The 25585-nt window shown below is 72.5% G+C and carries 22 protein-coding genes; 14 read left to right on the top strand and 8 right to left on the bottom strand.

The features are described 5' to 3' along the window. Positions 1 to 48: 48 nt before the first annotated feature. Entirely contained in the window at positions 49 to 1074 is a 1026-nt protein-coding gene (locus ACTEI_RS28080; protein ID WP_122980410.1) for a WxL protein peptidoglycan domain-containing protein, read from the top strand. A gap of 100 nt (positions 1075 to 1174) precedes the next feature. Here ACTEI_RS28080 and ACTEI_RS28075 read toward each other — a convergent pair whose 3' ends face one another. Continuing rightward, positions 1175 to 2380: a pyridoxal phosphate-dependent aminotransferase gene (locus ACTEI_RS28075; RefSeq protein ID WP_122980409.1), complete on the bottom strand. Its 1206-nt coding sequence runs from the start codon at positions 2378 to 2380 to the stop codon at positions 1175 to 1177. Between the two features lie 107 nt (positions 2381 to 2487). Continuing rightward, positions 2488 to 3153 carry a TetR/AcrR family transcriptional regulator gene (locus ACTEI_RS28070; protein ID WP_239082653.1) on the bottom strand — a complete coding sequence of 222 codons (666 nt, stop codon included), beginning with the start codon at positions 3151 to 3153 and terminating at the stop codon, positions 2488 to 2490. 77 nt (positions 3154 to 3230) lie between these two features. Between ACTEI_RS28070 and ACTEI_RS28065 the strand changes: the two genes are divergently transcribed. Both ACTEI_RS28065 and ACTEI_RS28060 read left to right on the top strand, forming a co-directional pair. After that, a complete protein-coding gene (locus tag ACTEI_RS28065; RefSeq protein WP_122980407.1) occupies positions 3231 to 4667 on the top strand; it encodes an MFS transporter in 1437 nt (478 codons plus the stop codon). 44 nt (positions 4668 to 4711) lie between these two features. After that, on the top strand, positions 4712 to 5953 hold the full coding sequence (locus ACTEI_RS28060; protein ID WP_203723794.1) for a benzoate/H(+) symporter BenE family transporter: 1242 nt from the start codon (positions 4712 to 4714) through the stop codon (positions 5951 to 5953). Here ACTEI_RS28060 and ACTEI_RS28055 read toward each other — a convergent pair. After that, entirely contained in the window at positions 5854 to 6567 is a 714-nt protein-coding gene (locus ACTEI_RS28055; protein WP_122980405.1) for a nicotinamide mononucleotide transporter family protein, read from the bottom strand. The two genes, ACTEI_RS28060 and ACTEI_RS28055, sit on opposite strands and share 100 nt — an antisense overlap. Positions 6568 to 6625: 58 nt before the next feature. Here ACTEI_RS28055 and ACTEI_RS28050 point away from each other — a divergent pair, with 58 nt between their 5' ends. The 5 genes from ACTEI_RS28050 to ACTEI_RS28030 all read left to right on the top strand — a co-directional run bounded on the left by ACTEI_RS28050 (position 6626) and on the right by ACTEI_RS28030 (position 13364). Then, complete coding sequence (locus ACTEI_RS28050; protein ID WP_164466144.1) at positions 6626 to 7642, top strand: magnesium transporter CorA family protein; 1017 nt, start codon at positions 6626 to 6628, stop codon at positions 7640 to 7642. A gap of 78 nt (positions 7643 to 7720) precedes the next feature. Further along, positions 7721 to 8659 (top strand): ribose-phosphate diphosphokinase, encoded by a 939-nt coding sequence (locus tag ACTEI_RS28045; protein ID WP_122980404.1) that lies wholly within the window; start codon positions 7721 to 7723, stop codon positions 8657 to 8659. Between the two features lie 103 nt (positions 8660 to 8762). Then, positions 8763 to 10793: a hybrid sensor histidine kinase/response regulator gene (locus ACTEI_RS28040; RefSeq protein WP_122980403.1), complete on the top strand. Its 2031-nt coding sequence runs from the start codon at positions 8763 to 8765 to the stop codon at positions 10791 to 10793. 140 nt (positions 10794 to 10933) lie between these two features. After that, a complete protein-coding gene (locus tag ACTEI_RS28035; RefSeq protein ID WP_122980402.1) occupies positions 10934 to 12619 on the top strand; it encodes a serine/threonine-protein kinase in 1686 nt (561 codons plus the stop codon). Between the two features lie 82 nt (positions 12620 to 12701). Next, positions 12702 to 13364: a hypothetical protein gene (locus ACTEI_RS28030; protein ID WP_122980401.1), complete on the top strand. Its 663-nt coding sequence runs from the start codon at positions 12702 to 12704 to the stop codon at positions 13362 to 13364. Positions 13365 to 13450: 86 nt separating this feature from the next. Here ACTEI_RS28030 and ACTEI_RS28025 read toward each other — a convergent pair whose 3' ends face one another. Next, complete coding sequence (locus tag ACTEI_RS28025) at positions 13451 to 13729, bottom strand: PLD nuclease N-terminal domain-containing protein (RefSeq protein WP_122980400.1); 279 nt, start codon at positions 13727 to 13729, stop codon at positions 13451 to 13453. A gap of 100 nt (positions 13730 to 13829) precedes the next feature. Beyond that, entirely contained in the window at positions 13830 to 14612 is a 783-nt protein-coding gene (locus ACTEI_RS28020; RefSeq protein ID WP_122980399.1) for an SGNH/GDSL hydrolase family protein, read from the bottom strand. Positions 14613 to 14856: 244 nt separating this feature from the next. Between ACTEI_RS28020 and ACTEI_RS28015 the strand changes: the two genes are divergently transcribed. Then, complete coding sequence (locus ACTEI_RS28015) at positions 14857 to 15234, top strand: hypothetical protein (protein WP_122980398.1); 378 nt, start codon at positions 14857 to 14859, stop codon at positions 15232 to 15234. A 643-nt stretch (positions 15235 to 15877) separates the two neighbouring features. Here ACTEI_RS28015 and ACTEI_RS28010 read toward each other — a convergent pair. Further along, complete coding sequence (locus tag ACTEI_RS28010) at positions 15878 to 16891, bottom strand: LacI family DNA-binding transcriptional regulator (RefSeq protein WP_122980397.1); 1014 nt, start codon at positions 16889 to 16891, stop codon at positions 15878 to 15880. A 136-nt stretch (positions 16892 to 17027) separates the two neighbouring features. Here ACTEI_RS28010 and ACTEI_RS28005 point away from each other — a divergent pair, with 136 nt between their 5' ends. The 5 genes from ACTEI_RS28005 to ACTEI_RS27985 are packed head-to-tail and all read left to right on the top strand — an operon-like array spanning position 17028 to position 24132. Continuing rightward, on the top strand, positions 17028 to 19031 hold the full coding sequence (locus ACTEI_RS28005; RefSeq protein ID WP_122980396.1) for a beta-galactosidase: 2004 nt from the start codon (positions 17028 to 17030) through the stop codon (positions 19029 to 19031). Then, positions 19028 to 19888, top strand: coding sequence for a carbohydrate ABC transporter permease (locus ACTEI_RS28000; RefSeq protein WP_122980395.1), 861 nt, complete (start codon positions 19028 to 19030; stop codon positions 19886 to 19888). The genes ACTEI_RS28005 and ACTEI_RS28000 overlap by 4 nt, the downstream gene beginning before the upstream one ends. Further along, positions 19885 to 20712 (top strand): carbohydrate ABC transporter permease, encoded by an 828-nt coding sequence (locus ACTEI_RS27995; protein WP_239082652.1) that lies wholly within the window; start codon positions 19885 to 19887, stop codon positions 20710 to 20712. The genes ACTEI_RS28000 and ACTEI_RS27995 overlap by 4 nt, the downstream gene beginning before the upstream one ends. Before the next feature lie 37 nt (positions 20713 to 20749). Next, the gene (locus ACTEI_RS27990) at positions 20750 to 22072 is read left to right on the top strand and encodes an ABC transporter substrate-binding protein (protein WP_122980393.1); all 1323 of its coding nucleotides are present in this window, start codon (positions 20750 to 20752) and stop codon (positions 22070 to 22072) included. Beyond that, entirely contained in the window at positions 22069 to 24132 is a 2064-nt protein-coding gene (locus ACTEI_RS27985; protein WP_122980392.1) for an alpha-galactosidase, read from the top strand. Before ACTEI_RS27990 ends, ACTEI_RS27985 begins: the two co-directional genes overlap by 4 nt. A 3-nt stretch (positions 24133 to 24135) precedes the next feature. Here ACTEI_RS27985 and ACTEI_RS27980 read toward each other — a convergent pair whose 3' ends face one another. Both ACTEI_RS27980 and ACTEI_RS27975 read right to left on the bottom strand, forming a co-directional pair. Continuing rightward, a complete protein-coding gene (locus tag ACTEI_RS27980; protein ID WP_122980391.1) occupies positions 24136 to 24870 on the bottom strand; it encodes a ferredoxin reductase in 735 nt (244 codons plus the stop codon). A gap of 4 nt (positions 24871 to 24874) precedes the next feature. Further along, positions 24875 to 25474: a sulfite oxidase-like oxidoreductase gene (locus tag ACTEI_RS27975; protein ID WP_122980390.1), complete on the bottom strand. Its 600-nt coding sequence runs from the start codon at positions 25472 to 25474 to the stop codon at positions 24875 to 24877. Between the last annotated feature and the right edge of the window lie 111 nt (positions 25475 to 25585).

Below are 25585 nucleotides of genomic sequence, written 5' to 3'. Positions count from 1 at the left end.
CGGGGCGTCCCGGCGCCCCGCCCGCCGTACCCGTGCAAGGAATCCCACATGCGTCGCACCGTTGCCCTGCTGGCGGCCGTCTCCACGGTCCTCGGCCTCACCGCCGGCCCCGCCCTCGCCCAGGAGGGTGACGTCGCCTGGGCGGTCCGCACCGCGTCGAACACCTACGGCAGCGACCGGTCCAGCTACAGCTACGCCGTCAACCCCGGCGGCTCGGCACGCGACAGCCTGGTGGTGGCCAACCGGGGCGCCGGCCCGCTGCGCCTGTCGGTGTACGCCGCCGACGGCCTCACCACCGCCGCCGGCCAGCTCGACCTGCTCCCCCGGGACCGGCCGTCCCGGGGGGTCGGCGCCTGGGTCGAGCCCGCCACCGGCACGGTGACCGTCCCGGCCGGGCGGACCGTCGAGGTGCCGTTCACGGTGAGCGTCCCGGCCGATGCCACGCCCGGCGACTACGTCGGTGGCATCCTCACCTCGCTGGCCCCGCCGGACCCGACCGCGCGGGTCGCCGTGGAACGCCGGCTGGGCATCAAGATCAAGCTGCGGGTGGGCGGGGACCTGGCGCCCGCGCTGGCCGTCGAGGACCTGCGGGTCGACTGGCACGGCTCGGCGGCGGCCGAGGGCGACGCCCGCGTCACCTACACCCTCCACAACACCGGCAACGCGGTGCAGTCGGCGCGGCAGGCGGTCACGCTGACCGGGCCGTTCGGCTGGTTCCGCACCGATGCCACCGCGATCGCCGCGCCGCCGCAGCTGCTGCCGGGGGAGCGGTGGCGGGTCACCGTGCCGGTCGCCGGTGTCGCGCCGGCCGTCCTGCTCACCGCGACCGCCACGCTGACCCCGCTGGTCACCGACGAGTCCGGCTCGACCACGGCGTTGCGGCCGGTCACCGCGAGCGCGCACGCCTGGGCCCTGCCGTGGGCGCTGACCGTGCTGCTGATCGCCGGGCCGGCGGCCGTCGCGGGCGGTGTGGTGCTGACCCGCCGCCACCGGCGGCGCCGCACGGCGCGCGAGCAGGCCCGGATCCAGGCCGCGGTCGCCGAGGCGCTGCGCGGGAAGGCCGAAGCGGTGTGAGCCGACCGGGGCCGCCCCGCGCCCGGGACCGGCGCGGTCCGGTGTGACCGGGTCCGGCCCCGGTGGGACCGGCCGGGGCGGCCTCGCCGTTCCGCGTGCCCTACTGCCGATAGGTGGACAGGAAGGTGCGGATCCGGCCGATCGCGTCGTCCAGCACGTCGGTCGGGGCGAGGAAGACCAGGCGCAGGTGGTCCGGGGTGTCGATGTTGAAGCCGGTGCCGTGCGAGATCAGCAGGTGCTGCTGCTCGAGCAGGTCGATCACCAGCCGCTCGTCGTCGTGGATCTTGTGCACCGCGGGGTCGAGGCGCGCGAAGAGGTAGAGCGCGCCGGCCGGCTTCACGCAGTCCACGCCGGGGATCGAGACCAGCTGGCGCCAGGCGTGGTCGCGCTGTTCCAGCAGGCGGCCGCCGGGCCGGATCAGCTCCTCGATGCTCTGGTAGCCGCCGAGCGCGGTCTGGATGGCGTGCTGGGCGGGCACGTTCGGGCAGAGCCGCATGTTGGCCAGCAGCTGCAGACCGTCCAGGTAGTCCGAGTCGACGCCGGTGAACCCGCTGGTGGCCAGCCAGCCGGAGCGGAAGCCCGCGGCCCGGTGGGTCTTGGACAGGCCGCCCATGCTGACCACCGGCACGTCCGGGGCGAGCGAGGCCAGGGTGTGGTGCACCGCGCCCTCGTAGACGATCTTGTCGTAGATCTCGTCCGCGAAGATCATCAGGCCGTGCCGGCGGGCCACCTCGATCATGCCGAGCAGCGTCTCCTTCGAGTACACCGCCCCGGTCGGGTTGTTCGGGTTGATCACCACGAGGGCGCGGGTGCGCTCGGTGACCCCGGCGGCCAGGTGCTCCAGGTCGGGAGCCCAGTCCGCGCTCTCCTCGCAGCGGTAGTGCACCGCCCGGCCGCCGCACAGGTTCACCGCACCGGTCCACAGCGGGTAGTCCGGGCTCGGCACCAGCACCTCGTCGCCGGAGTCCAGCAGCGCCTGCAGCACCATCACGATCAGCTCCGAGACGCCGTTGCCGAGCAGCACGTCGTCCGGCTGCACGCTGATCGCGCCCCGGGTCTGGTAGTGCTGGGCGACCGCGACCCGGGCCGAGTAGATGCCGCGGGCGTCGCTGTAGCCCTGCGCGTCGATCAGGTTGTGCACCACGTCGGCGACGATCGGCTCGGGCGTGGCCAGCCCCCACGGGGCCGGGTTGCCGAGGTTGAGCTTGAGGATCCGGTGCCCGGCGGCCTCCAGCTCCTGTGCCCGGCGCAGCACCGGGCCGCGGATGTCGTACCGGACACTTCTCAGCCGCTGCGCCTGCCGCATCGGACCCTCCTCAACTCCGGCGTACCCGGGGAACGATGCCAGCACGGTGCGGGATTGACCACCGGTTACCGCGGGATCGTCCCGGATGGTGAGCAGGGACGGGTGGATCAGCGGCGGCCGGCCGCCATCGCCGCCACCCCGGACATCAGCAGGTCGATGCCGAAGGTGAAGTAGCGCTCCAGGTCGGGCGCGTGCCGATAGGTCTTCGCAAACTGGATCATCATGGGGAACCGGTCGGCGGGCAGGCACTCCAGCTGCACGCGCCGCTGCCGGCGCCACTCGTCGGCCGCCTCGGCCGGCACGCCGGCCGGCCGGTCCGGCTGCCCGGCGACCAGGCCCATCGCGCCGCTCAGCAGGTACGTCGCGATCCAGTACGACTCCTCGACGTCGAATCCGGCGTCGGCCAGCAGGACGAGGGTGTCGTTGGTGGCCCGGGTGAAGCTCTCCGTGCGGGTCTTGTCGCACGCGTGCAGCAGGTCGGGCAGGCACGGGTGGGCGCGCATGACGCCGATCATGGCCTCGACTATCGCGCGCAGCTGCCGCTGCCACGGATCGCCGGCGCTGCGGCTGGCCCGCACGTCGCGCAGCACGTGGTCGACGACGCCGAGCAGCAGCTCGTCCTTGTTCTTGAAATGCCAGTACAGCGCCATCGGGGTGACCCCGAGCTCCTTGGCCAGACGGCGGATGGTGATGGCGTCCAGGCCCTCCTCGTCGCCGAGGCGCAGGGCGCGTTCGGCGACGGTCGCCTTGCTGAGTCGTTCTGCCGGGGTCACTTGACAACCATACAACGTACAGGTCTCATGTACGGGGTACATGTACGTCGTACAAGTACTTCGTATAGGGGAGTGGGATGGACAGGAACCGTCGGTGGTGGGCGCTGGTCGCGGTGGCGCTCGGAACCTTCATGACGTACCTCGACAACAACGTGGTCAACGTGGCGTTGCCGTCGATCCAGCGGGAGCTGCACCTGAGCATCTCCGGGCTGGAGTGGATCACCAGCGCGTACATCCTGGTCTTCGCCGGCCTGCTGCTGGCCGGCGGCCGGGTCGCCGACGTCCTGGGGCACCGGACGGCGTTCCTCGCCGGCCTGGTCGTCTTCACCGCGGCGTCGGTCGCCGCCGGCCTGGCCGGCAGCCAGGAACTGCTGATCGGCGCCCGGGCCGTACAGGGTGTCGGCGCGGCGCTGCTGTCCCCGGCGGCGCTGGCGCTGCTGCAGGAGCTGTTCCCGGACCCGAAGGAGCGCGGCACCGCGATCGGGATCTGGGGCGCGGTCGGGGCGCTCGCGCTGGCCGTCGGCCCGTTCACCGGCGGCCTGCTCAGCGAGCACGCCTCCTGGGGCTGGATCTTCCTGATCAACCTGCCGATCGGCGTGGCGACCGTGGCCCTCTCGATGATCAGCATGCCGGCCGGGCGCGCCGTGGCGGTCCGGGCCCCCGGCGCCTGGCGGCGCCTCGACCCGCTCGGCGTGGCCGCGTCCTCGCTCTCGCTGTTCGCCCTGACCTACGCCCTGATCGAGGGGGACGCCGAGGGCTGGACCTCCGGCCTGATCCTGGGCTCCTTCGCGGTCGCGGCGGTGGCCGCGCTGGCGTTCGTCATCCAGCAGAGCCGGTCCGCCGACTCGATGGTGAACCTGTCGTTCTTCCGGCTGCGGATGTTCACCGGCGGACTGCTGGCCACGGGCCTGTGGGCGTTCGGAGTCTTCGGCATCTACTTCTACATGGCCATCTACCTGCAGAACGTGCTCGGCTTCTCGCCCACCGAGGCGGGCGCCGGGTTCATCCCGCTGGCCCTGATCACCGCGGTCGGCGCCATCCTCGCGCCACGCCTGGAGACCCGCTTCGGCGTCGCCCGGGTGACCGCCTTCGGCCTCGCGACGATGGCCGCGGCGATCGGCGGCATCGCCGGGTACGGCGAGGGCACCACCTACCTCGACCTGCTGCCCTGGTTCGCGCTCTACGGCGTCGGCGGCGGCCTGCTCATCCCGCTCAGCAACGTGGTGGTCGGCGCCCTCCCACCCGAGCGGGCCGGCATCGCCTCCGGCATGCTGAACGTCTCCCGTGAGGTGTTCGGCCTGCTCGGGGTCACCGTGCTGGGCGCCATCCTGAGCAACCGGGCCGGCGCCGCCGCCGGGGCGCAGCTGCACCGCTTCCTCGCCGGCTACCAATTCTCCCTGATCGTGGCGGCGCTGCTGGTCGCGGCCGGGATCCCGGTGAGCCTCTGGATGCTGCGCCGGCGGCGCACCCCGGACCGCGCGGTGTCCCCGATCCCTGTTCTTGAGACGGTCTGACGCCCGCCCCCGGAGGAGCCGGACCCGCGTGTTCGACTCCTCCGGTGAGAATTCCGGTGAGTGCCCTGGTGGCCGGCCTCGTCGCGGTGCTGGTCTCGTTCTCCGGCCCGTTCGTGGTGGTGCTCACCGCCGCCTCGGCCGCACACCTGAGCGAGGCGCAGACCACCTCGTGGGTCTGGGCGATCGCGGTCGGCAGCGGCCTGACCTGCCTGGTGCTGAGCCTGCTCACCAGGATGCCGGTGATCACCGCGTGGTCCACGCCCGGCGCCGCGCTGCTGGTCGGCTCGCTCGGCGCGTACCGGTACGCCGACGCGGTCGGCGCGTTCCTGTTCGCCGCGCTCGGGATGACCGTCCTCGGCTTCTCCGGCCTGTTCGGCCGGATCCTGTCCCGGGTCCCGCAGGGCATCATCTCGGCGATGCTGGCCGGGATCCTGCTGCCGTTCGCGCTGGACGCGTTCCGGCAGCTGCCCGGGGCGCCGGCGATCGTGCTCACCGTGCTGGCCGGGTACTTCCTGGGCCGGCGGCTGCTGCCGAACTACGCGGTGCTGCTGGCCCTCGGCGCCGGGACCGCGGTCGCCGCCCTCGGGCACGACCTGCATCTGGGCGGGGTCCGGCCGGCGGTCGCGCTGCCGCACCTGACCGTGCCGACGGTCAACCCGTCGGCGCTGGCCAGCATCGGCCTGCCCCTGCTGATCGTGACCATGGCCTCGCAGAACGCGCCCGGCCTGGCGGTGCTGCGCGGCAGCGGCTACCGGCCGGACGACCGCCTGCTGCTCACCGGCACCGGCCTGGCCTCGGTGCTGCTCGCCCCGTTCGGCAGCCACGGGATCAACCTGGCGGCGATCACCGCGGCGATCTGCACCGGCGAGCAGGCCCACCCCAACCCGCGGCTGCGCTACGTCGCCGGGGCGGCCTGCGGCGTCTTCTACCTGATCTGCGGATTCCTCGGCACCGGGCTGGTCGGCTTCTTCACCGCGTTACCGCGGCCACTGGTCGCCGCGGTCTGCGGGGTGGCCCTGCTCGGCGCGCTGCTGGGCAGCCTGGCCGGCGCCCTGGACGACCGGCCGGCCCGGGAGGGCGCGCTGGTCACCCTGGCCGCGACCGCGTCCGGGATGACCGTCGCGCACATCGGTTCGGCGTTCTGGGGGCTGGTGGCCGGCGTGTGCGTGCACCTGGTCCTGCGCGGTCAGGCCGGCACCGGCAGCGGCTCGCCGGAGCCCCGCGGCCGCTCGGTCCGGGAGATCCGCAGCCAGACCACGAAGCCCCAGATCACGAAACCGGCGTAGACGGCGTAGAGCACGGCCGACGGGTAGTAGCCGAAGTGCAGCAGCTCCGGCACGCCGACCAGGTCCACCGCGATCCAGCAGAGCCAGAACTCCACCCAGCCGCGGGCCATCGCGTAGGTGGCCAGCATCGACCCCACGAAGATCCACGAGTCGGCCAGGTAGTACCACCAGGGCACCGGGAAGCCGGCGCCGATCGCACGGAACACGAAGAAGCAGGCCACCACGGCGACCAGCGCGGCCGGGACGAAGATCAGGCGTTGCCGGTGGCCGGCCCAGTGCGGCACGACGGCCGCGCCGTGCTCGACCAACCGGTTGCGTCGCCAGCGCCACCAGCCGTAGAGGCTGGTGATCAGGAAGAACACCTGGCGGGCGGCCTGGCCGTAGAGCGGGGTGCCCTGGTCGTTGCCGAGCGCCTGGCCGAGGAAGACGGTGAACAGCAGCACGTTGCCGACGATCCCGATCGGCCAGGCCAGCGCGCTGCGGCGCAGACCGAACAGCGCCGAGCCCAGTCCGAAGGCGTTCCCGACGATCTCCCGCCAGTAGATCGCCTGGTCCGGGGTCACCTGCCATTTGGCGGTGTAGAACGCGGTCAGCAAGTCATCGAGCCAAGTCACGGTTCATCGTAGGCCGAGTCGGGTTTCCGCCCGATTTCCGCCCGGGCATAGTGAGGCGGTGACCGCAGCGATCTCCTGCCCCGTACAGTCGCGTCTCTACTCGGGCGGTCGGGTGATCGCGCGGGACTTCGGCGCCGGTGAGCTGGCCGGCCGGTTGCGCGACAACCCGGACGCGGTCGCCTGGCTGGACCTGCTGCAACCCTCCGCGGCCGACCTGGCCGCGGTCGCCGCCGAGTTCGGGTTGCACCCGCTGGCCGTGGAGGACGCGCTCGCCGAGCACGAGCGCCCCAAACTCGACCGTTATCCGGACCACCTGTTCGTGAACGTCTACGCGCTCTCCTTCGACGGCGACAGCGGCGACGGCGACGACGCCACGGCGAAGGTGCGGAAAGTGGAGATCAGCGCATTCGTGACGGACCGGGCGCTGATCACCGTCCACAAGCACCGCGGCGACGTGGACCAGCTGGTCGACCGGTGGGACCGCGACACCGGGCTGGCCGCCGCCTCCGGCGTCGACTTCCTGCTGTACGGCCTCTTCGACGTGGTCGTCGACAGCCAGTACGCCGCCGCCCGGGCGGTCGACGAGGCGATGGACGCGATCGAGGACCGGATGCTCGGTCCGGGTGGCGCGCCCCGACCGGTCCGGATGCACGGGTTCGCGCTGCGCCGCGCGCTGGCCGTGCTGCGCCGGGCGGTCGCGCCGATGCAGGACGTGGTGGCCGAGGTGAGCCGCACCGGCGGCGAGCTGGTCGACGACCAGTTGCGGCCGTACTACCGGGACGTCGAGGACCACGCGGAGCGCGCGCTGGAATCGATCGAGCACTCCCTCACCCGGATCACCGAACTGCTCGACGCCGATCTCAACGAGCAGAGCAACATCCTCAACGACATCACCCGCAAACTCGCCGCGTGGGCCGCGGTGATCGCGGTGCCGACCGCGCTGACCGGTTATTTCGGGCAGAACGTGCCCTATCCCGGCTACGAGCGGACCTGGGGGTTCGTGCAGAGCCTGGCGCTGCTCGTGCTCTCCGCCGGCGCGCTCTACCTCTACCTGAAGAGACGTGGCTGGCTGTAGGGGCGTCGCCGACGCGCGCGCCGGCCGTGCCGGACCGTCCTGACGACCCGGTACGGCCGCCTCCTACCATGAGTGCCCGTGCGTGACATCGCCGTTTTCACCGGATCCGCCCATCCTGAGCTCGCCGCGGAGATCTGCGAGCAGCTCGCCGTTCCGCTCTCGCCCACCCGGATCTCCCGGTTCGCCAACGACTGCATCGAGGTGCAGCTGGAGGGCAACTGCCGGGAACGCGACGTGTTCCTGATCCAGCCGCTGGTGCCCCCGACCCAGGAGCATCTCGCCGAGTTGCTCTTCATGCTCGACGCCGCCCGTGGCGCGTCGGCCGGCCGGATCACCGTGGTCCTGCCGCACTACGCGTACGCCCGTTCCGACAAGAAGGACGCGCCCCGCATCTCGATCGGCGGCCGCCTGGTCGCCGATCTGTTGACCACCGCCGGCGCCGACCGGGTGCTGGCGATGACCCTGCACTCCCCGCAGGTGCACGGTTTCTTCAGCATCCCGGTGGACCACCTGCACGCGCTGCGCGAGCTGGCCCACCACTTCCGCCGCTACGACCTGAGCAACACCGTGGTGGTCTCCCCGGACCTGGGCAACGCCAAGGAGGCCGCCGCGTTCGCCCGGCTGCTGGACATCGACGTCGCGGCCGGCGCCAAGCAGCGGTTCGCCGACGACAAGGTGGTGATCAGCTCGGTCATCGGGGACGTCGCCGACCGGGACGTGATCGTGCTGGACGACGAGATCGCCAAGGGCAGCACGGTGTTCGAGCTGCTCGCCCGGCTGCGCGAGCGCAACGTCCGCAGCGTCCGGGTGGCCTGCACGCACGGCCTGCTCACCAACGACGCGGTGCAGCGGCTGGCCGCGGAGAAGGAGGTCGAGGAGATCGTCTGCACGAACACGGTGCCGATCCCGCCGGCCAAGCGGCACGAGAAGCTGACCGTGCTGTCGGTGGCACCGGCGCTGGCCGAGGCGATGCGCCGGATACACAACGGCGAGTCGGTCAGCGCCCTGTTCGCCTGAAAACAGCCGAAAACCCGAGGGGAATCCGGTCCGGTGGCGAACAACCGGGCCGGATTCCGCTGAACACCCCTCGCGCACGTTCCATAACGCGAAAAATGTGCACATGGGTGTCATGGCTTACCCCCTGCGGTACGCGCTCGCCGACCTCGCTCTCGCGCTCAGCCGCGCCGCCGAGGATCCGGCCGAGGTGCGATCAACGGCGGCACGTGCCGCCGCCGACATGATCGGGGACGGCGCCGGCGTGCAGCTGCTGCGTGACGACGGCCGGTACGAACAGATCGCGTACCACCACCTGGAGGACGCTCGCTCCGCCCCGCTGGCCCGGGCGCTGGACCGGGCCGGCCAGACCCCGGACGACGAGTACTCGACCACGCTGGCCGCCAGCCGCCGCCCGATCGTGCTGGCCGGCGACTCGGCCGCGGCCCTGGCGGCGCCGGAGCACCAGATCACCGCCGCGGTGCTCAGCCCGGTGATCGTGGACAACACGTACGCCGGTTATCTGCTGCTGACCCGGCACACGCCGAACGCCTTCTACTCCACGCCCGAGGTGGAGCTGGCCCGGGACATCGCCGGCGAGTTGTCGCTCGCGGTGTCCAGCGCCCGCGCGCTGGAACGGCTGCGCGCCTCCGAGGAGCGGTACCGCCGGGTGCTGGAGACCATCCCGGAGGGGGTGCTGCAGCTGGACCCGGAGGGCGTGGCGACGTACGCCAACGAGCCGATCGGCGTGGTCCTGGGCATGCCGCGCCGGGAGCTGATCGGGGTGTCGCTGCGCGGCTTCCTGGACAACCAGGGCCAGAAGGAGCTGGACCGCCGGATCGCCGAGTGCAAGCAGGGCCGGTCCACGGTCGGCGCCACCCGGCTGATGCGCGCCGACGGCTCGCGCCGCAGCGTGCGGATGAGCATGATGCCGGTCCGTGACGATCACGGCGACTTCGGCGGCGTGCTGTGCATGGTCACCGACACCACCGACCACATCGACGCCCGCGGACTCAAGCGGCAGCTGGACCACCTGCGCCGGCTGGACAGCCTGGGCCAGCTGATCGGCGGGCTGTCGCACGACTTCAACAACCTGATGACCGTGGTGGCCGGCTCGGCCGACATGATCCTGAGCCAGTCCGAGGAGGGCTCGTCGACGCACCAGCTCGCCAAGGACATCCTGGACGCGGTGTCGACCGGGCGGACGCTCACCCACCAGCTGCTCGCGTTCGGCCGCAGCGAGGGCAACCGGCCCGAGGTGATCCCGATCCCGGACCTGCTCACCGACGTGCAGTCGCTGTTCAGCCGGACGCTGGGCGAGCGGATCGGGCTGGACCTCGCGTTCGGCCCGGACGTCTGGCCGGTCAAGGCCGAGCGCGGCCCGCTGGAGCAGGCGCTGGTGAACCTGGCCGCGAACGCCCGGGACGCGATGCTGCACGGCGGCATGGTCCGGGTGGCGGCGACCAACGAGGTGGTGGAGCCGGGGCAGCTGGCCGAGGGCGCGCCCACCGGAAAGCTGGTGCACCTGGTGGTCACCGACACCGGCACCGGAATGGACGACGAGGTCCGCCGGCGGGCCCTGGAGCCGTTCTTCACCACCCGTCCCACCGCGGCCGGGCTGGGCCTGGCCACCACCGCCGGGATCGTGCAGAACCTGGGCGGGTACATCGAGCTGGAGTCGAAGCCGCGGATCGGCACCACCGTGCACATCTACCTGCCGGCCGCCGAGGAACGCCCGCAGCCGACCGGGGAGCGCCGGGAGAAGCAGGCGGTGATCGGCCGGGTGCTGATCGTGGAGGACCAGCCGGACGTCGCGCAGCTGGTGCAGCGGCTGATCGCCCCGGCCGGGTACGAGATCAGCGTGGCCACCGACGCGCTGACCGCGGTCACCCAGGTGGCCTCCGGCGCACGCCCGGACCTGCTGATCACCGATGTGGTGATGCCGACGATGACCGGTCCGGAACTGGCCGGTGCGCTGCGCACCCACCAGCCGGACCTGCCGGTGCTCTACATGTCCGGGTACACCGCGGCGTCGCTGGGCCCGCAGCTGCATCTGGACGAGAACAGCATGCTGCTGGAGAAGCCGTTCACCCGTTCGACGCTGCTGGGCGCGATCCGCTCGCTGTGCGGCCCGCAGCCGACCCCGGCAACCGGCTGAACGAGATCCACGGGGATACGTGACGGGCGGGCGGTCACTCCTGCCGGACCGTGCGAATCTGCGCCGGGGGGCTTGCCGATTCATCCGGACAAAAAGCAGTATTCCGGGGCATTGCCGTCAGGCGGAAGGACCCCGGAGTGATGGAGGATCCCACGCAGGATCCCACGGACAGTGGTGAGCTTGCCGGACGCTGTGTCGGAAATTCGTACCGTCTGGTCAGACCGATCGGGCAGGGTGCCACCGGCACCGTCTGGCAGGGCGAGGACCGCGCCACGCGGGAGCCGGTCGCGGTCAAGCTCCTGCACGAGAGCCTGCTGCGCCAGCCCCGGCTGGTCACCCGCTTCGTGCAGGAGCGCACCATCCTGCTGATGCTGCGGCACCGCAACGTGGTGCGGGTGCGCGACCTGTTCAGCGTCGGGGAGACGCTGGCTCTGGTGATGGACCTGGTGGCCGGCGGCAGCCTGCGCGACCACCTGGAACGGGAGCGGACCCTGGCGCCCGCCGAGGCGGCCCGGCTCGCCGCCCAGGTCGCCGACGCGCTGGCCGAGGCGCACGAGATGGGCGTCATCCACCGGGACCTGAAACCGGACAACATCCTGCTGCTGTGCCGGGACGGGCGCCTGGAGACCCGGCTCACCGACTTCGGCATCGCCCGGATCCTCAACGTGCCGAGCATGACCACCCCGAACGCGGTCGTCGGCACGCCGCACTACATGGCCCCGGAGGCGTTCCACGGCGCCACCCCGAGCCCGGCCACCGATGTGTACGCCCTCGGCGTGCTGCTCTACGAGCTGGTCTGCGGCCGGCCGCCGTACCTGAGCGACTCGGTCCCGGAGCTGATGCGCCTGCACGCCGAGGGCCGCCCGGAACGCCGCCCGGGCATCCCCGACGAGCTGTGGCGACTGATCCGCGCCTGCATCTGTGCCAAACCCCGGCAGCGCCCGCCGGCCACCGCGCTGGTCCGGGATCTGCGCCTGCTGGCCCGCACGCTGGCCGAGGTGCCCGCGCTGCCGCCGTTGCGCACGCCGAGCCTGCCCCCGGCCGACCCCGACGACATGGCGATCGCACCGCCCGAGCTGCGCGCCGGCATCCGGCTGCCGCGGGGCGGGCGGCACGCCGTACCCCGGGCCCGCAAGCCGCGCAACGATGCCCCGCGCCACCGCTGGGTCCGTTCCGGCGCCGTCGTCGCGGTCCTCGCCGGGGTCCTGCTCGCCTCCGGCCTGGCCACCTCGGTCTGGCGGCCGGAGCACGACAGCGCCGCCCCCGCCACGCGCCCGCACATCGGCGTCCTGCCCAGTCATCGGCTGCCGGCCGCGGCGTCCGCCACGCCGCGGCGTCCGCCTCCGGTGAAGCCACGGCCGCGCCGCCGGACCGCTTCACCCACCCCGGAACCCACCGGCGTACGTACCACCCGCGCCGTGCAGTCGCGCCGCACCCGCTCGCCGATTCCGGAGGGCCAGGTGTACGGCCCGTGGCAGTGTGCCCAGGGTTTCATCTTCGACCTGCCCACCCGCAGCCCGCTCGCCCCGCGCCCGTGCCACTCGGTGGGCGACAGCGTCCGGTTCCAGGCCTCGCTGACCGCCCCGGCCGGGGGCCGCGCGCAGATCGAGGTGACCCTGCGCGACGCCGGCACCGGCCGTACCGTGGCCGGTCCCACCACCTGCGCCGACCTCACCTTCACCCGGGGCGCGATGACGCAGGGGTGCGGGCCGGTCGGCGCCCGGCCCCGACGCGGCGGCACCTACACGGTCGTGATGGCGTACCGGTACGAGCGGGACGGCCACACGTCGATCAGCACCGCCCGAGGTCGGATCTTCACCTGGTGAGCGCCGCGCCGCGCGGGTCGCGTCCCCGCGCAGTGACACAGCACACTAAGATCCGTCGATACACCGGGAGGGGGTGCCCGTCATGAGCTTCGATCTGCACGTCTGGCACGAGCCGGAACCGATCACACCCGCCATCGCCGAGACCAAGCTGCGCCGCTGGCACGAGGGGGACGCCGAGGTGTTCCGGCCGCACCCCGCCGTACCGGAGATGTTCGCCGCCCTCGTCGAACGCTTCCCGCCGTCCTCGGACGTCTGGAGTGTCGTGCCCACGCCCTCCGACGCGGTCCTGTCGCTGACCGTCGCCTGGCCCCGGGCCGGCGAGGTGGGCGCCGCCGTGGTCGCGCTGGCCCGCGAATACGGCCTGGTCTGCTACGAGCCGCAGAGCCACCTGCTCAACCCGAACGCGGCCGGGCACGCCCCGGGTTTCGTCCTGACCTCCGCGGTGGGCCCGGACATCGCCGATCCCACCCCGGACCGGATCGAGCGGATGGTCAGCCGCATCGGGCCGGACAACTACTTCCTGATCCTGGAGCGCGCGGACGGCTGGTTCGTCCAGGTCGGCTACGGTCCGGCGGCCGGCGCCGAGCCCGGCCGGTACGCGCTGGAGTACCGCGAGGGCGGTCCGGAGCGCCACTTCCGTACCGAGACCGCGGACCGCGCCGAGGCGGTCCGGCTGCTGACCGAGTTCCTCGCCGGCGCGCAGAGCTGGAAGCTGCGCCACGCCTGGCGCCCGCTCGCCGGCTGACCGCAGCACCGGGTCCCGGCCGGCGTCCGGCTGCCCGGCGTCCGGTCCGGGCCGGCGTCGTCCGGTCCCGGCGCGGCCGGGACCGGTCAGCGGTCGCGGATCGCCTCGGCCAGCATCCGGACGAACTCCGGGTCGTCCTCGGGTCCGAGCGGAGCGGTTCCTGTCGCCGGACGCCCGGCCGGTGCCGTGTCCCCGCGCCCGGCCCGGAACCAGGCGATCGGTCCGGCCACCGGGCAGCAGGCCACGAGCAGCAGCCACGCGCCACGCGGGAAGTGCCGCACGCGGTCGGCCGCCAGGCAGTCGATCGCCGCCACCACGGTGAGCGCGACGGTGACGAGGAAGAGCAGCGTGTTCACTCGGGCCATGGCAGGAGATGCTGCCCGACCCGGGCGGCCACCGGCGGTGCCCACCGGTTGCGGCCCCGTTGCCGGGGCTCCCGCCGGTGTGCGGGAGCCCCGGCACCGGTCAGGCGGCGCCGGTCAGCGCGGGCAGATAGCCGGACGTGTAGCCGTTGACGTTCGGGTGGTAGGAGTTCTGCGGCGGGATGATGGTCAGCCCGTTCAGGTACGGCCGTGACGAGCACACCCCGTGCCCGGCGAAGTTGTCCCGCACGTCGGCGTAGACGAACCCGGCCGCCGTCGCCCGCGACTTGATCATGTCGTCCAGCGCCTGGGCGCCGCCGTTCAGCGCCTTGCGCTTGGTCGTGCTCATCTCGCAGAGGACCGACGAGGTGTCGAAGATGTTCGGGTAGGACAGCACCACCACGCGCGCCCCGGGCGCCTTCGCCCGGATCGCGGCGTAGGTCGCGTCGAGCTTGCCGGGGAGCGTGTTCGCGACGTACGCCCGGCCCTGGTTCACCTTGGCCGTGCAGGTGGCGTCGCTGCTGGTCAGGCAGGTCAGCACGGTCGGGGCGAAGCCCGCGTCGTTGCCGCCGATGGTGATGCTGACCAGGTCGGCGCCGCTGTTCATGGCCGGCACCTGCGTCTTGACGACGTCGTCGGTGACCGCGCCGCCGCAGGCCAGGAACTGGAACGACGTGGGGCTGTTGCGGGCGGCCCACTGCGCGGCGTAGCTGTGGTTGCTGCGCAGGCAGATGCCGGACTGTCCGGGCGCGCCGACCCCGGAGGAGTAGGAGTCGCCGAGAGCGACGTAGTCGACACCGGCCGCCTGGGCGGGGGATGCGGCGGCGACGGTGAGGGCGAGGACGGACGAGGAGACGAGGCAGGCGAGGACGGTAGCCCTACTCATCGATGGCCTCCGATATCCACGAGGGGATTCCTGGGGGGCCGAAGCGCTTCGGTTACCGCACAGTAAGGCAGGGGGCCGAGAAATGGAATCCGGTGCATTTCCTGTTACAGGGGAGTAACATGCGTCGATGTGACCTGCAGATACGTCTGCGGGTCATGTTACATGCGCGCTTCGTGACCGGTTCTCAACGGTCGCCGAGCCGGCCCTCAGCGTGTCCGCAGGCAACCGCGTTACCGTCGCTCGCATGGACGAGAACCGGGCCCGCCGCGTCGTCGAGCGGCTGCGCGAGCGCAATGTCTTCGCTCATCTGAAACTCCCGCACGCCGGCCGCACCCGGTATGGCATCCGCGTCGTCCTGCCCGACGGCCGCGAGGCGATCTGGGACAACGACGGCACCGCCGGGCTGGAGGCCCAGGTCATGCGCGACGGCGTCCTGGTCGGCTTCGTCCCGTCGATCCCCGGCTCGGAGACCTTCGGCGAGCCCGAGATCATCGCCGCGATCGCCGCCGCCGACTACGACCGGCCGATCGGCCGGTCCGAGCCGGTGCCCGGCCGCCGGCCGACGCCACCCCCGCCACCCCCGTCGCTGGCCCGCCGCCTGCGCACCACCTTCGGCGGCTGACGGTCGCCTGCGCACCACCTTCGGCGGCTGACGGTCGCCTGCGCACCACCTTCGGGGGTTCGCGCCGCCTGCGCACCACCTTCGGCGGTTCGCGCCGCCTGCCCGGCACCTTCGGCGGCCGACGTCGCCTGCGCGGTCGACGGCCGGTCGCCCCGGGGCGCGAGGTCGCCGGAAAGCCAGGCCGCCCGCTCGCGGCCGTTCCCCACCGAGGTTCCGCTCCGATACGAACCACCCGCCCCGTGGTCGGGCCGGAGCCGATCCCCGTGCGGAGCCGCGCCTCGTGCCAGAGCCGAGCCTCGTGATGGGGCCGGGCCTGGTTGGAGTCGGGCCTCCTGTTTGGCGCCGGGCCTGGGTGTTGCGGCCGGGCCTGGTGCTGGTGCCTGGTGTCGGTGGCGCCGGGCCTGCTGTTGGGGAGGGCCTGGTGTTGCCGCCGGGCTTGCTGTGGGGGCGGGGCTTCCTGTCGGCGCCGGGCCTGTTGTTGATCCCGGGCCTGGTGTTGCCGCCGGGTTTGTGGGGGCGGGGCTTCGTGTCGGCGCCGGGCCTGGTGTTGCCGCCGGGCCTGTGTGGGGGGCGGGGCCCCATGTCGGCGCCGGGCCTCGTGTCGGCGCCGGGCACCGTGTCGGGGCCGGGCCCCGCGCCGCCTCTAGGCCGAGTCGCGCCAGACGATCGGGGTGGGCAGCAGTTGGCCGCCCGGGTCGAGCTGCTCGCCGCGCAGCTGGCGCAGGATCAACTGGGCCGCCACCGTGCCGATCTGCTTCGCCGGCTGGTGCACCGTCGACAGTGGCGGCTGGGTGCGCACCGCCCACGTGCTGTCGTCGAAGCCGACGAGCCCGACGTCGCCGGGCACGCTGCGCCCCGCCTCGCGCAGGGTCTCCAGCGCGCCCGCCGCGATGGCGTCCGACGCCGCGAACACCCCGTCGATCGCCGGTTCGCGGTCGAGCAGCAGGCGCATGCCTTTGATGCCGGAGCCGTAGTCGTAGTGCGGCACCTCGGCGACCAGGTCGCCGTCGAAGGCGTCGCCGAGGGCGGCGCGGAATCCGGCGAGCCGGTCGATCCCCGAGTCGCGGTCCAGCGCGGCCGCGATCATGCCGACCCGGCGGCGTCCGGTCGCCAGCAGGCGCTCGGTGACGGCGCGGGCCGAGCCGGCGTTGTCGATCCCGACGTACGGGATCCGTTGATCGAGGTCGGGCGGATGCCCGACGAACGCGGCGGGCAGCCGCAGGTCGCTGATCACCTTGATGATCGGGTCGTGGGTGCGTGCCGACACGACGATCGCGCCGTCGACGAAGCCGCCGCTCAGGTAGCGCCCGACCCGCTCGGTGTCCCGGGCCGACTCGACCACCAGGCTGACCATCTGGTGGTCGGCGAGGGACAGCGCGGCGTTGGCGCCCAGCATGATCGCGCCGATGTTCGGGTCGTCGAGGAACAGCGAGTGCGGTTCGAGGGCGACGAAACCGACGGCCTGTGACCGGCGCATCTTGAGGGTGCGGGCGGCGGTGTTCGGCACGTAGCCGACCTCGGTGATGGCCGCCTCGATGGCGGCGCGCGCCTCGGCCGAGACGTATCCGCCGTTGAGGACGCGGCTGACGGTGCCCCGGGACACGCCGGCGGCGGCCGCGATGTCGTGCACCGTGGCGCGTTTGCGGGGCGGGGGCATGCGATCACGATAGCGCCGCGACCGCTATTGACGTTGCGTCAACCCGGTCCTACTGTGTGCACGTTCACACATCCGCAACGAGTCTGTCGCCGCGCGGCAATGTGTGCACGTGCACACATCTGTGACCAGGAGTTTCATGGACAACTTCCGTTTGCCGTCACCCGGTATCACGCTGGGATGCGACTACAACCCGGAGCAGTGGACGCCGGACGTCTGGCGCGAGGACGTGGCGCTGATGCGCGAGGCCGGCGTCGACCTGGTCGCGGTCAACATCTTCGGCTGGTCCGACCTGGAACCGGCTCCCGGCCGGTACGAGTTCGCCGCTCTGGACGAGGTCGTCGAGCTGCTGCACGCCAACGGCATCCGCCTCAACCTGGGCACCGGCACGTCCTCCCCGCCGCCCTGGCTGACCACCCTGCACCCGCAGGTGCTGCCGGCCGCCGCCGACGGCACCACCCGGTTCCCGGGCGGTCGCCAGGCCTGGTGCCCGAGCTCGCAGATCTTCCGCGACCGGGCGTACGCCCTGGTCCGTCAGGTCGCCGAGCGCTACGGCGACCATCCCGCGCTCGCCCTCTGGCACGTCTCCAACGAGCTGGGCTGCCACAACGCGCTGTGCTACTGCGAGACCAGCGCCGAGGCGTTCCGCTGCTGGCTGCGCCGGCGGTACGGCAGGATCGAAACGCTCAACGAGGCGTGGGGCACCGCGTTCTGGAGTCAGCGGTACGGCGACTGGTCCGAGATCCAGCCGCCGCGGCTGGCCCTGTCGATCCGCAACCCGGCACAGATCGTGGACTTCCACCGGTTCAGCTCCGACGAGCTGCTGGAGCACTACCGCGGTGAGGCGCGGATCCTGCGGGCCCACTCGGCCGCCCCGGTCACCACCAACTTCATGGTCACCGCGCACATCCGCAACCTGGACTACTGGTCCTGGGCGCCGGAGATGGACGTGATCGCCAACGACCACTACCTCGACCACCGCCTCGACGACCCGGGCGCGGAGCTGTCCTTCGCCGCCGACCTGACCCGGGGTCTGGCCGCCGGCCGCCCGTGGATGCTGATGGAGCAGGCCGCCGGCGCGGTCAACTGGCAGCCGTACAACCTCACCCGGACGCCCGGCGAGCTGCTGCGCAACACGCTCACGCACGTGGCCCGGGGCGCCGACGCGATCTGCTTCTTCCAGTGGCGGGCGTCCGCGCAGGGCGCCGAGAAGTTCCACTCCGCGCTGCTGCCGCATGCCGGCACCGACACCGAGGGCTGGCGCGAGGTGCTGCGCCTGTCCGGGGCGCTGGACCGGATCGGCGAGGTGGCCGGCACGACCGTCGACTCCGAGGTGGCGCTGGTCTTCAGCTGGGAGTCGTGGTGGTCGGCGGAGGGCGAGGCCCGCCCGTCGCAGGCGGTGACCTACCTGGACCGGGTGCACGCGGCCCACCGGGCGCTGCGCGAGCTGGGCGTCACCTGCGACGTCGTGTCCCCGGCGGCGGACCTGAGCCGGTACCGGGCGGTCGTCGTGCCGTGCCTGTACATGGTCGGCGACCGGGACGCGCAGCGGATCGCCGACTACGTGGCGGCCGGCGGGCACCTGCTGGTGACGTTCTTCAGCGGCATCGTCGACGAACGGGACCGGATCCGGCTCGGCGGCTACCCGGGCGCCTTCCGGGACGTGCTGGGCGTGCTCGTGGAGGAGTTCGCGCCGCTGCGGCCCGGCCACGAGGTGATGCTGAGCACCGGCGGCGCCGGCTCGCTGTGGACCGAGCGGCTGCGCGCCACCACGGCGCAGCCGGTCGCGCGGTACCTCGACGGGCCGCTGCCGGGGACCCCGGCGATCACCCGCAACCGGTACGGCGCCGGGGTGGCGTGGTATCTGGCCACCGCGCTGGACGCGCGCGGGATGCGGGACCTGACCCGCGACGTGGTACGGGCCGCCGGCGTCGTCCCGGTGGCGCCGGAGCCCGGCGGCGCGGTGGAGGCGATCCGCCGCACCGGTGGCGGGCGCGGCTACCTCTTCGTGATCAACCACGGCACGGTCCCGGTCGAGCTGGAGGCCACCGGCGTCGAGCTGGTGACCGGCGCCGGCGTGGACGGGCTGCTGCGCGTCGAGGGCGGCGGCGTGGCCGTCGTCCGGGAGGGGGAGCCGGCGTGACCCGCAAGAAGCACCTGCTCGTCTTCATCGCGCCGTTCGGGCTGCTCTTCCTCGCCTTCTACCTGGCCCCGATCGGCTACGCGATCAAGCAGTCGCTGTACACGGTGGCCCGCACCGGCACGTTCGGCCCGGCCCGGGAGGTCTTCGGCGGGCTGGAACAGTACCGGCGGGTGTTCCAGAACGGCCCGTTCTGGGAGTCGGTCGGCCGGGTCCTGCTGTTCGGCGTGGTGCAGGTCCCGGTCATGCTCGGGCTGGCGCTGCTGCTCGCCCTGCTGCTCGACTCCGGCCTGGTCCGGGGGCGGCGGTTCTTCCGGCTGGCGTTCTTCGTGCCGTACGCGGTGCCGGGGGTGCTCGCCGCGATCATGTGGGGCTTCCTGTACTCGCCGAACCTGTCCCCGTTCACCGCGATCACCAGCTCCTGGGACCTGCTCTCCGCCGACCTGGTGCTCTGGGCCATGGCCAACGTGGTGACCTGGGTCTACGTCGGCTACAACATGCTGATCATCTACTCCGCCCTGCTGGCCGTCCCGCCGGAGATCTACGAGGCGGCCACCCTCGACGGCGCCGGAGCGTGGCGCACCGCCTGGTCCATCAAGATCCCGCTGGTGATGCCGGCGATCGTGCTGACCACGGTGTTCTCCATCATCGGCACCCTCCAGCTGCTCGCCGAACCGCAGGTGTTCCGCACCTTCAGCTCCGCGGTGTCCAGCACGTACACCCCCAACCTGACGGTCTACTCCACCTCGTCCATCCCGAACTTCTCTCTCGCCGCCGCGTTCTCCGTGGTGCTGGCGCTGGCGACGTTCGTCCTGTCCTTCACGTTCCTCAAGTTCACCCAGCGCGGAGGTGACCGGTGAAGAGCAGAGCCGCCGCCATGAGCGTGATGGGCATCTGCACGCTCTACTTCCTGGTGCCGATCTGGTGGCTGGTCGTCGGCGCGACCAAGTCCCGGGGCGACTTCTCCGGCACGGCGCCGCTCTGGTTCGCCGACCTGCACCTCGGTGAGAACCTGCACGAGCTGTTCAGCTACCGCGACGGGGTCTTCCTGCGCTGGATGGCCAACAGCGTGGTCTACACCGGCGGCGCCGCCCTGCTCGGCACCCTGCTGGCCGCGATGTGCGGGTACGCCCTGGCCAAGTACCGGTTCCCCGGCCGGGAGCTGATCTTCAACGTGGTGCTCGGCGGGGTCCTGGTGCCGGCCACCGCGCTGGCGCTCCCGCTGTTCCTGATCTTCTCGCAGGTGGAGGCGACCAACACCTTCTGGTCGGTCTTCCTGCCGAGCCTGGTCAACCCGTTCGGGGTGTACCTGGCCCGCATCTACGCCACCGCGAGCGTCCCGGACGAGCTGCTGGAGGCGGCCCGGCTGGACGGTTCCGGCGAGGTGCGGACGTTCTTCACGGTCTCCGGCAAGCTGATGTTCCCGGCCCTGGTCACCATCTTCCTGTTCCACTTCGTCGCGGTGTGGAACAACTTCCTACTGCCGCTGATCATGCTCGGCGACGAGCGGCTGTTCCCGGTGACGCTCGGCCTGTACACCTGGAACACCCAGGTCAACCAGCTCCCCGAGCTGCGGATGCTGGTGCTCACCGGCGCCCTGGTCTCGATCGTCCCGCTGGTGGTCGCGTTCCTGCTGCTCCAGCGTTTCTGGCGCAGCGGTCTCGGCACCGGCTCGGTCAAGTAACGCCCCTTCCTCCCGCCTTTTGGAGATGAATCCTTCAATGACGAAGAAACTGCTCGGCCCGCTGCTGAGCGCCACACTGGCGCTGACCGCCTGCTCGTCGGCGAGCGACGACGGCACCACCACCGCCGCGGCGGCCGGCTGCGCCCCGGCGAGCGGCCCGGTCACGCTCACCTACACCTCGTGGATCCCGAACATCGAGCAGGTCGTGAAGGTGTGGAACGACGCGCACCCGGACATCCAGGTCAAGGTGCAGACCGGCCCGAACGGCAACGGCGGGACGTACCAGAACTTCTTCAACCAGCTCAAGGCCGGCAACGCCCCGGACCTGGGCCAGATCGAGTACGACGCGCTGCCCGGCTTCCGGGTCCAGGACGGCCTGACGAACCTGGCCGGCTGCAAGCCGGTGACCGACGCCAAGGACCTGTTCGTCGACTGGACCTGGAACCAGGTCACCTTCGGCGAGCAGAACGCGGTGTACGGCGTACCGCAGGACGCCGGCCCGATGGCGCTGTTCTACCGCAAGGACCTGTTCGAGAAGAACGGCATCGCGGTCCCCGCCACCTGGGAGGAGTACGCGAAGGCCGCGGAGAAGGTGAAGGCCGCCGGCGGCTACATCACCAACTTCTCGCAGAGCGACATCAACCAGTTCGCCGGGCTGGTCTGGCAGGCGGGCGGCCGCTGGTTCGGCAACGACGGCACCAGGTGGACCGTGAACCTTCAGGACCAGGCGACCACCCGGGTGGCCGGGTACTGGCAGGACCTGATCAGCCGGAACCTGGTCTCCGCGGTGCCGCCGTGGACCACCGAGTGGGACAACGCCTACAACAAGGGGCAGGCCTGGACCTGGGTGTCCGCCGTCTGGGGAGCCAACTCGATCTCCTCCGGCGCACCGGACACGTCCGGTAAGTGGGCGGTCGCCCCGATGCCGCAGTGGACCGCGGGCGGTAGGGCCGCCGGCAACTGGGGTGGCTCGTCCACCGCGGTGTTCAAGGGCGCGAAGCACCCGTACGAGGCGGCCCAGTTCGCGATCTGGCTGAACACCTCGCAGGAGGCGCTCACGCTGCTCAACGAGAAGGCGAACCTGTACCCGGCGACCAGGGACGGCGCGCGCCTGCCGGCGCTCGCCAAGGGCGTCGAGTTCTACGGCGGCCAGAAGATCTACGACGTCTTCGCCGAGGCATCCACACAGGTCACCCCCGACTTCACCTGGGGCCCGACGATGACCTCCACCTACACCGCCGCCTCCGACGGGTTCAAGGCCGCCGTCTCCGGCGACGGCACCCTGCTCGACGCGTTGAAGAAGGCGCAGACCACCACGATCGAGAACCTCAAGTCGCAGAGCATCCCGGTCGCCGAATGACCGTGCACCACCTGCGCGCCGCGGGCGCCGGCCTCGTGCTGGACGCCCGCGGCGCCGTCCTGCACTGGGGCCCCGACCTCGGCGAGCTGCCCGACGGCTTCGCCGCCAGCCGGACCCCGGCGGTCCCGCCGAGCTCGCTCGACGTGCCGCTGCGGCTGTCGCTGCTGCCCACCCTCGGCGAGGGCTGGAGCGGCCGGCCCGCCCTGGCCGGGCACCGCGACGGCACACCGGTCGCAGCGTTGCGGACCGCCGAGGTCCGGGCCGTCGATGACACCATTTCGGTACGCTCGCAGAGCCCGGACGGCGGCCTGCACGTCACCACCGAGATCGAGTTGTCGCCCCAGGGCGTGCTGCGCATCCGGCACGCCGTGACCAATCACGGGCCGGGCGTCTTCGAGCTGACCGCCCTGGACGTCGTGCTGCCCATCCCGGCCGAAGCGGGCGAGCTGCTCGACTTCACCGGCCTGTGGGCGCACGAGCGGCGCCCGCAACGGTCCGCGCTGCGGCACGGGGTGTGGAGCCGGGAGAGCCGGCACGGGCGGCCCGGCCACGACGACGCGTTCCTGCTCATGGCCGGCGAACCCGGGTTCTCCTTCCGCGCCGGCCGGGTCTGGGCGCTGCACCTGGCGTGGAGCGGGGACAAGCGGATCTGGGCGGAGCGCTCCGCGCTCGGGCCCGCGCTGATCGGCGCCGGCGAGCTGTTCGCGCCCGGCGAGATCCGGCTGGCGCCGGGCGGAACGTACCGTACGCCGTGGGCGGTCGCGGTCTTCTCCGGCACCGGCATCGACGGCCTGTCCGACCGTCTGCACCCGTGGATCCGGGCCCGCCGGGGCCCGTCCCGGCCCCGGCCGGTCGTGCTGAACACCTGGGAGGCGGTGTACTTCGACCACGACGCGGCGGTGCTGTCCCGGCTGGTCGACGTGGCCGCCGAGGTGGGCGTGGAGCGGTTCGTGCTGGACGACGGGTGGTTCACCGGGCGCCGCGACGACCGGCGCGCGCTCGGCGACTGGTCCGTCGACCCGCAGGTCTGGCCGGACGGCCTGCACCCGTTGATCGCCCGGGTGCACGCGGCCGGGATGGACTTCGGGCTGTGGGTCGAGCCGGAGATGGTCAGCCCGGACTCGGCCCTGGCCCGCGCGCACCCCTCCTGGATCCTCGGCGCGCCGTCCGCCCCGACCTGGCGCCACCAGCGGGTGCTGAACCTGGCCGACCCCGGCGCGTTCGGTCACGTCCTGGGCCGGCTGACCGACCTGCTCACCGAGTACCCGATCGCCTTCCTCAAATGGGACCACAACCGGGACCTGCTGGAAGCCGGCGCCGCACACCGGCAGACGGCCGCGGTCTACCGGCTGCTGGCCGCCCTGCGCGCGGCCTTCCCCGACCTGGAGATCGAGAGCTGCGCGTCCGGCGGGGCCCGCATCGACCTCGGCATGTGCGAGCACGTCGACCGGTTCTGGACCTCGGACACCAACGATCCGCTCGACCGCCAGCACATCCAGCGCTGGACCGGGGTGCTCATCCCGCCGGAGTTCCTCGGCGGTCACCTCGGCGCGGGCACGGCGCATGTCACCGGGCGTACGTCGGCCCTGGGTTTCCGTCTCGCCACGGCCCTGTTCGGCCACGCCGGCATCGAGTGGGACGTCTCCCGGGCGTCCGCCGGGGACCGGGCCCGGATCGCCGCCTGGACCGCGAAGTACAAGCGGCTACGAGCGCTGCTGCACTCCGGCGTCGTGGTCCGCGCCGACTCGCCGGACCCGGCGCACCTGGTCCACGGCGTGGTCGCCCAGGACCGCTCCGCGGCGGTGTTCGCGCTGGTCGCGGTGGGCTCCCCGGCGGCCGCGCTGCCGCCGCCGCTGCGGTTCCCCGGCCTCGATGAGGCGCGCGACTACGAGGTACGGCCGCTGGGCCACCCGCCCCGCACGGTCCAGGACGCGCCGCCGCCGTGGCTGGCCGCGGGAGCGGTCACCCTGCCCGGCCGGGTGCTGACCGAGGTGGGCCTGCCGCCCCCGCTGCTGGCCCCCGAGCAGGCCGCGCTGTTCACGCTCACCGCGCGGCCCTGACGTTCAGGCGCCGCCGAAGCGCTCGGTGCGCACCCGCACCGGGTCGTGCCCCAGCGCGACGAGGATGTCCGCGGCCGTCTCGACGAACGGCGTGGGGCCGCAGACGAACACGTCCGGGGCGAACTCCGGGGGCCATCCGTGGGTGTTGAGGACCGCGACGTCGATCCGCTTCGGCGGGGCGGGCCAGCCGTCCGGGGTCCGGCGGGTGTAGACGAAGTGGACGTCGAGGCCCGGGTCGTCGCGGACCCGGCGGCGCAGCTCGTCGGCGTAGCAGGCGTCCTCCGGGCCGCGTACCGAGTAGACCAGCCGGAACGGCTGCCGGCCGCGGACCTGGCCGCGCTGGCGGATCATCGACATCAGCGGGACCACCCCGGAGCCGCCGGCGACCAGCAGGACCGGCGCCGGCCGGGTGGACCGCCAGACGAACCAGCCGCCGATCGGGCCGCGCAGCTCGATCCGGTCGCCCACCTCGACGACGTCGGTCAGGTACGGCGAGACCTCGCCGTCGGCCAGGCGCTGCACGGTGATCTCCACCGGGCCGGTGCCCGGCCACGCCGAGCCGATCGAGTAGCTGCGCTGCGCCGAGTAGCCGTCCTCGGCGGTCAGGCGCAGGTCGAGGTGCTGGCCGGGCAGGTGGCCGGGCCAGTCCGGCACCTCGAGGGTCAGGGTGCGTGCCGTGGGGGTCTCCCAGCGGGCCGCGGACACCGTCGCGACCCGCCAGCCCATCCGCGTGCTCATCCGCTCAGTCGCCGTGGTAGCGCTGCTCGGACCAGGGGTCGCCGTACATGTGGTAGCCGGCGCTCTCCCAGAAACCGGGCTCGTCCTCGTGCATCATCCGCAGGCCGCGCACCCACTTGGCGGACTTCCAGAAGTACAGGTGCGGGATCAGCAGCCGGGCCGGACCGCCGTGCTCCGGGCGCAGCGGCTCGCCGTCGAACTCGTACGCGATCCACGCCTTGCCGTCGAGCAGGTCGTCGAGCGGCACGTTGGTGGTGTACCCGCCGGCGCTGTGCGCCATCACGAAGTCCGCGGCGGTCTCCACCTCCTCGAAGAGCGTGTCCAGCGCGACGCCCTTCCAGGTGGTGCCCAGCTTGGACCACTTGGTGACGCAGTGGATGTCCCGGGTCACCTCCTCGGCCGGCAGGGCGGTGAACGCCGCCCAGTCCCAGGTGTGCTCGGCGCCGGTCTCGGTGGTGATGGTGAAGTTCCACGAGTTCGGCGGGATGCGTGGGGTCGGACCGGCGGAGAGCACCGGGAAGTCGTGTGTCAGGTACTGGCCGGGCGGCAGGTCGGGCGCGGAGTCGCGCCGCCGGCCGCCGAAGCCCCGGGAGATGATGCCCATGGGGTACGAGTAAACCCCATGATCGTTACATGCCGGAGTCACGCCCGGCCGGCTCGCCCGCGCCGCCACGTCGTCCGGGCCCGCCGGGCAGGCGCCCCGGCGGACCCGGAC

This window comes from Actinoplanes teichomyceticus ATCC 31121 (genome assembly GCF_003711105.1).
GTDB lineage: Bacteria > Actinomycetota > Actinomycetes > Mycobacteriales > Micromonosporaceae > Actinoplanes > Actinoplanes teichomyceticus.
This window is presented reverse-complemented; position numbering and strand designations above follow the sequence as displayed.

Bases quoted from the DNA above. Each gene is read 5' to 3' on its own strand.
- ACTEI_RS28080 (WP_122980410.1), top strand. From the start codon at position 49: ATGCGTCGCACCGTTGCCCTGCTGGCGGCCGTCTCCACGGTCCTCGGC.
- ACTEI_RS28075 (WP_122980409.1), bottom strand. From the start codon at position 2,380: ATGCGGCAGGCGCAGCGGCTGAGAAGTGTCCGGTACGACATCCGCGGC.
- ACTEI_RS28065 (WP_122980407.1), top strand. From the start codon at position 3,231: ATGGACAGGAACCGTCGGTGGTGGGCGCTGGTCGCGGTGGCGCTCGGA.
- ACTEI_RS28040 (WP_122980403.1), top strand. From the start codon at position 8,763: ATGGGTGTCATGGCTTACCCCCTGCGGTACGCGCTCGCCGACCTCGCT.
- ACTEI_RS28035 (WP_122980402.1), top strand. From the start codon at position 10,934: ATGGAGGATCCCACGCAGGATCCCACGGACAGTGGTGAGCTTGCCGGA.
- ACTEI_RS28030 (WP_122980401.1), top strand. From the start codon at position 12,702: ATGAGCTTCGATCTGCACGTCTGGCACGAGCCGGAACCGATCACACCC.
- ACTEI_RS28025 (WP_122980400.1), bottom strand. From the start codon at position 13,729: ATGGCCCGAGTGAACACGCTGCTCTTCCTCGTCACCGTCGCGCTCACC.
- ACTEI_RS28020 (WP_122980399.1), bottom strand. From the start codon at position 14,612: ATGAGTAGGGCTACCGTCCTCGCCTGCCTCGTCTCCTCGTCCGTCCTC.
- ACTEI_RS28015 (WP_122980398.1), top strand. From the start codon at position 14,857: ATGGACGAGAACCGGGCCCGCCGCGTCGTCGAGCGGCTGCGCGAGCGC.
- ACTEI_RS28010 (WP_122980397.1), bottom strand. From the start codon at position 16,891: ATGCCCCCGCCCCGCAAACGCGCCACGGTGCACGACATCGCGGCCGCC.
- ACTEI_RS28005 (WP_122980396.1), top strand. From the start codon at position 17,028: ATGGACAACTTCCGTTTGCCGTCACCCGGTATCACGCTGGGATGCGAC.
- ACTEI_RS27990 (WP_122980393.1), top strand. From the start codon at position 20,750: ATGACGAAGAAACTGCTCGGCCCGCTGCTGAGCGCCACACTGGCGCTG.
- ACTEI_RS27985 (WP_122980392.1), top strand. From the start codon at position 22,069: ATGACCGTGCACCACCTGCGCGCCGCGGGCGCCGGCCTCGTGCTGGAC.
- ACTEI_RS27980 (WP_122980391.1), bottom strand. From the start codon at position 24,870: ATGAGCACGCGGATGGGCTGGCGGGTCGCGACGGTGTCCGCGGCCCGC.
- ACTEI_RS27975 (WP_122980390.1), bottom strand. From the start codon at position 25,474: ATGGGCATCATCTCCCGGGGCTTCGGCGGCCGGCGGCGCGACTCCGCG.